A 4,946-nucleotide genomic window follows, 5' to 3' on the forward strand; every position below is an offset into this window, starting at 1 on the left:
TCGGATCGAACGCCTTCGTGCTTCCGCCGGTGAAAAGACGCAAACCCGCAAGGCCCCGCTCGACGCTCGCGCGGATAGTGGCAGGCGCATCCCGCTGCAAGACATCCACGGATCCCACCGCGACGAGACGGTCTGGATACATGGCGCAGCCGTCAAGCACATAGCTGTTGTCAAAACCATATGTGGTCGACGAATGCACAACCGCTGCCTTCGCAACGCTGGCCTCGTCCATGGCCGCAATCAGCGATTCGACTGTGGACGGACGCTCCTTCGACCATTCGGAGCGCTTGCCAAACAACGGCGCCAGCGGATAAAGCGAAACGTTGTCCGAAATGATGTGAGGATGAATATCAACGATCGAAGCCATAAGTCACTCTGTAATGTTTGAGCTGCTGGAAGTGCGACATCGCGCTTATTTGCAAGCCGCCTTGAGGCGTGCATCCAGCCGGGGATACACGCGCCGCGCGTTGCCTTCGTAGATTTTGTATCGATCCTCGTCGGACAAGGCCGTGCACGCGTCGATGTAGCGCTTTGTATCGTCGAAATACTCGCCGGTATTCGGATCGCGGCCCCGCACCGCACCAATCATTTCCGAACCGAACAGAACGTTGCCGGTCGGAATGACCTTCGTTAGCAGCTCGACGCCCGGCTGGTGGTACACACACGAGTCAAAGAAGATGTTATCGAGCAGCGCCTCGAGCGGACGCTCGCGCATGTCGAGAGACATGCCGCGGTATCGTCCCCAGTGATAAGGTACCGCACCGCCGCCATGCGGAATCACAAGGCGCAGCGTCGGAAAGTCCTTGAACAAATCGCCTTGCAGCAACTGCATGAACACCGACGTATCCGCATTCAGGTAGTGTGCGCCGGTGCCGTGGAAGCACGGGTTGCACGATGCCGCTACGTGGATCATTGCGGGTACGTCTAGATCGACGAGCACTTCATAAAGTGGATACCACTCGCGATCGGTCATAGGCTTGCCGGTCCAGTAGCCGCCGGTCGGATCCGGATTCAGATTGCAGCCAACGAAACCCAGTTGCTCGACACAGCGGCGCAGTTCCGGGATCGAATTCCGCGGGGCTGCACTGGGCGATTGCGGCAACTGACAGACTGGTGCGAAGCTTTCTGAATACAGCTCCGTCACACGATAAACAATGTTGTTCGACATTTCCGCCCATTCGAGGCTGGTGCGTTCATTGCCGAGATGGTGGCTCATGAGGCCGGCGATCGGCGAGAACAGGGTGAGGTCGCTGCCACGCTCGCGCTGCAGCTTCAATTGACCGTTCTCGATCGCATCGCGGATCTCATCGTCGCTCACGTGTGCATCGTCATGCGACGGCGCGTTGGCGAGATCGTTGGCTGCTGCGACCTGCTTGGCGCGCCAATCACGGAATGACGCGGGTACGGTCGTAAAGTGACCGTGACAGTCGATGATCATGTTGTCTCCGTTCAATTGGAAAGCGGATCGACGAAAAGCTCGCCAATCGACATGCGGCGCGGCGTGAGGTGTTGCTTGAACGCGGTCGCTTCCAGCACTTCAATGGTCTTCCGGTTTTCCTCAATGCCGTAAGGCAGCGGGTCATATCCGACAATCTTGCGCAGTTCGAGGTACTTCTTGTCGCTGGCGCTGGTCGCCTCGCCGGCGTCCAGGCGCGCGAGCCATTCGTGCTTGGCTTGTGCGAACGCGTCGTGAAGCGACTTCGCGACCCACGGATACTCGGCGAGCACCGAGTCCTTGACCACAACGGTGCCATGCATTGGATAGACACCGGTGCGTTTGTAGTAGTCGGCTTCGAGGTCGGCTGCGTTCGGTAGCAAATCAGGATAATCGGCTTCGACTTCCTGCCACCCGCCGGTCGGATTGCCAGTGCGGCCAATTCCCGCGTTCGCCCCGAAGCCCGCCGACAGTTCGCCCGACGCCATCATGTCGGCAAGCGACGTGCCCTCCGGTGCACGAATCACATTAGACGGAAGCTGCAGCTGCGTGACGTGCTCTTCGTCGTCGACGACCCATATGACTTTCGATGAATCCAGTGCAAACTCGTCAATCAGAACCTGACGCGTCCACACGCCGGTCGTGACCGAATAAGCACGCACTCCAACTTTCTTGCCTTCGAGATCCTTCGGGGTCCTGATTCCTGTGTCGGGGCGCACCAGCAGGCCGCCATGATGGAAACGCCGCATGACGAAGATCGGCAAGGCAACGAACGGCGCACCATATGCGCGGGCGATGAGGTACGTTGTCGGCGCCAGTTCGCAGACGTCGAACTCGACATCGCGGACCATGCGGCGGAATGCTCCAATCTGCGGTTTGACTGTAATTATTTCGACGTCGACCCCTTCGACGGGAATCGAGCCATTTCGTATCGCCGCAGTATGTGGATAATCGGCAATCGCGATCTTAAGCTGAACTTTCATTGTCAATGTTGTCTCCGGTTGAATGCGAATATGGACCTGAGACCGACCGGTCAGCCGTTGCGTCGGCTGGCTTTATCAAAGTGTTTGCAAAGTTCCGGCGATCCGGTTGATAAGATAATCGCGCCACGGGTGTTTCTCGTCTATTGAAAAAGTCCGTGGTCGCGTTAACCAAACGGTAGAGATCCGCGCGGCAAATCCAAGCCTCGGACGGACAACCGGTCCGGCTGCACTTTGTCATGCAACTTCATTGAGCGGAAATGCGCGAAAAGTTAGGCGCTACGTCGGTCGGGCGTTGTTTTCCGGTTAACGATCCGGCGCGGACGATTTGTCGTCCATCATCGAAAGCTTTGAACGTAGCGAGCTACCCTTTCCCACCCTGTGCATTTAGGACCGTCGGATACAACCGGGGCATCCCCGCTGAAGGCTCCCTAATGCGTCCCTCAATGTCCTTTCGCGTATGCCTCCCGCCGATGCCACTCAGCGCAGGGCCGGCCGCACCTATGTATATCGCCATTGACGCATGCGGCAGGCCCTGGCGCTATCAACGAGACAAACCATCGGCTTGCCAGCGGCTTTCGCGTAACCATATGCAATCGCGGCAGACGCCTCTTCGTGCGTGCATTTAATTAACTGCGAATGTGGATCGCCCGCGTAGTCCACGATGGATTCGTGGATACCGCGAAACGTCGATCACGGCCGTGCCACCACGTGGTCGATGCCGGCAATGCGGTAGATGCACCGTGACATCCGAGCCGGGATGCCGATGTGCGCGGACTCAGTGGCGGATACCCCGCCAATACGGGTGCGAGCGTTTCGGCTGCGATCAGGGCCGCCGATGGACGGAGTAACGACTGCCTCATGCCCGCCGATGCGGGCGGGGCCATCTGGGGCGACGACCACGCTCGGATTCACCATCACGCTCACCGTGCTGGCGATGAGCGCATCCTTGAGACGTCTTCTCTTCGATCGGTCATGCTGTCGCTTCCCAATTTTTAGTGTTCTTAGGTAAATCGGATAAGTAACGACAGAACGCTCGGATATGTGATTCCGGACTACGCGCTCGCCTTTCCGATGTGGCGACCGCTCATTCGTTCAGCGGGCGGGGCGCGTCTGTGTAAGCCGCCACCGACGCCGGATTGACGAAGCGCGCCACCGTGAACGTGAGGCGCAGCGCGAGAAGCGAGCATCGGCGTTTCGTGCGGTTAGGCTCCGCGTCCGCGTGTGCCATCGGTGAAAGGTTCGTCGACTGACAGACGCCAGTCGATCAGCTTTTGCATGTAGCTCAAGAAGATGATGCGATCGCAAACCCTCAAGGTAAGAGCAGTGCGACGAGCACAGGTCGTGCTGTTGGCGGCCGGTGGTGTGGGCAATCGGGAGATCGTCGCCGCAAGCCGTTGTCGTCCATTGAAAAAATTGCGACTGGCTTAACAGGGAGGTTAAAGCCTGATCCCAACGGATCATTGCTCTAGTGTTTTGAGTCAGGAATTCGTCGAATCATGTCGATCACATTCCGAACTTGCCCGGCCAGCACTTTCGGCGAGCAGCATCGCATCTGCTTCCTGGCCGGACGGCAGCGACGAGCAAACTTTTTCTAGGCAGCGCAGCAGCAACGTCGCGCTAGGTGGCAGTGATTTGTCTGCGCGCCACACAACTCCGAGCGGTCGGGTGGTGAGGCTCAGATCAATCGGCAGGACATGTACGAGGCTGACGTCTGCATAGGGATAGAGGATGTCGACGGTATGCAAGGCAATCGCATCGTTGAGTTGAATGTACGCTCGTATTAAATGCGTGGACAGCGTTTCGATATAATTCGACGGCATGGGCAGCCCGTGCCGTGCGAAGGTGTTTTCCAACGGCTCGCGCAGCAGCGAACCGGGAGGCGGCAAGATCCATGGGTATCCCTCGAGATCCGCCCACTGCACTTCTTTCCGGCTAGCAAGCGGATGAGACCGGCCGGTTACGAGCTTGATCGGCGTGACTAACAAAGCCTGTTCCTGCAATCCGACCGTATCAGATTTGTTCGGCAAGCGGCCGACAATCATATCCAGGTCGCCACGCCGCAAATCTTGCAGCAATGCGCTCATGCGGCCCTCGACGATGGACACATTGGTCTGAGGCGCGTCCTGTTTGAGCAGCGTTAGCGCCTTCGGCATGATTGTCGAGATAAGCGTTGGCAATGCGCCCACATGAACCTTGCCCGCGCTGCCATTCTGCAAGGCCTTGATCTCCTCGGCGGTCTGGTTAAGGCTGCTCAGCACCGCTCGCGCATGGCGGATGACGCATTCGCCATAGGCAGTAGGCCGCAAACCGTTGACCGTGCGCTCGAACAACTTCACGCCCAGCGCGCTTTCAATTTCGCCTAGCGCCTTCGATACCGCGGGCACCGTAATATAAGAATTGGCCGCCACTTGCCGCATATTGCGAAAGTCGTACAGCGCAACCAGCAGCCGTAGATGACGCGCCTTCAGATTGACACTTAGATACCAGTCAAGCTGACTCATGTTGCCTCCAGGTCGGGTGCGCGGCAC

General features: G+C 58.2%; 7 protein-coding genes. All 7 read right to left on the reverse strand.

Annotated elements, in window-relative coordinates:
- Positions 1–367, reverse strand: a 367-nt coding sequence (locus tag ACFFAR_RS24595) for an amidohydrolase family protein (protein ID WP_375508619.1), incomplete at its 3' end; no start/stop codon positions are given.
- A 45-nt stretch (positions 368–412) separates the two neighbouring features.
- Positions 413–1,438: an amidohydrolase family protein gene (locus tag ACFFAR_RS24600; RefSeq protein WP_174365433.1), complete on the reverse strand. Its 1,026-nt coding sequence runs from the start codon at positions 1,436–1,438 to the stop codon at positions 413–415.
- Between the two features lie 11 nt (positions 1,439–1,449).
- Positions 1,450–2,418 carry an ABC transporter substrate-binding protein gene (locus tag ACFFAR_RS24605; RefSeq protein WP_375508620.1) on the reverse strand — a complete coding sequence of 323 codons (969 nt, stop codon included), beginning with the start codon at positions 2,416–2,418 and terminating at the stop codon, positions 1,450–1,452.
- A 498-nt stretch (positions 2,419–2,916) separates the two neighbouring features.
- Positions 2,917–3,078: a hypothetical protein gene (locus tag ACFFAR_RS24610; RefSeq protein ID WP_375508621.1), complete on the reverse strand. Its 162-nt coding sequence runs from the start codon at positions 3,076–3,078 to the stop codon at positions 2,917–2,919.
- A complete protein-coding gene (locus tag ACFFAR_RS24615) occupies positions 3,045–3,278 on the reverse strand; it encodes a hypothetical protein (RefSeq protein ID WP_375508622.1) in 234 nt (77 codons plus the stop codon). The genes ACFFAR_RS24610 and ACFFAR_RS24615 overlap by 34 nt, the downstream gene beginning before the upstream one ends.
- 224 nt (positions 3,279–3,502) lie before the next feature.
- Entirely contained in the window at positions 3,503–3,646 is a 144-nt protein-coding gene (locus ACFFAR_RS24620; RefSeq protein WP_174365682.1) for a hypothetical protein, read from the reverse strand.
- Between the two features lie 250 nt (positions 3,647–3,896).
- Entirely contained in the window at positions 3,897–4,919 is a 1,023-nt protein-coding gene (locus ACFFAR_RS24625; protein WP_174365681.1) for a LysR substrate-binding domain-containing protein, read from the reverse strand.
- Positions 4,920–4,946 lie beyond the last annotated feature (27 nt).

This window comes from uncultured Caballeronia sp., assembly GCF_964243625.1.
Classification (GTDB): Bacteria; Pseudomonadota; Gammaproteobacteria; order Burkholderiales; family Burkholderiaceae; genus Caballeronia.

Coding starts and splice junctions, on each gene's coding strand:
- ACFFAR_RS24620 (WP_174365682.1), bottom strand. CDS start 3,646: ATGGCACACGCGGACGCGGAGCCTAACCGCACGAAACGCCGATGCTCG.
- ACFFAR_RS24605 (WP_375508620.1), bottom strand. CDS start 2,418: ATGAAAGTTCAGCTTAAGATCGCGATTGCCGATTATCCACATACTGCG.
- ACFFAR_RS24600 (WP_174365433.1), bottom strand. CDS start 1,438: ATGATCATCGACTGTCACGGTCACTTTACGACCGTACCCGCGTCATTC.
- ACFFAR_RS24615 (WP_375508622.1), bottom strand. CDS start 3,278: ATGAGGCAGTCGTTACTCCGTCCATCGGCGGCCCTGATCGCAGCCGAA.
- ACFFAR_RS24625 (WP_174365681.1), bottom strand. CDS start 4,919: ATGAGTCAGCTTGACTGGTATCTAAGTGTCAATCTGAAGGCGCGTCAT.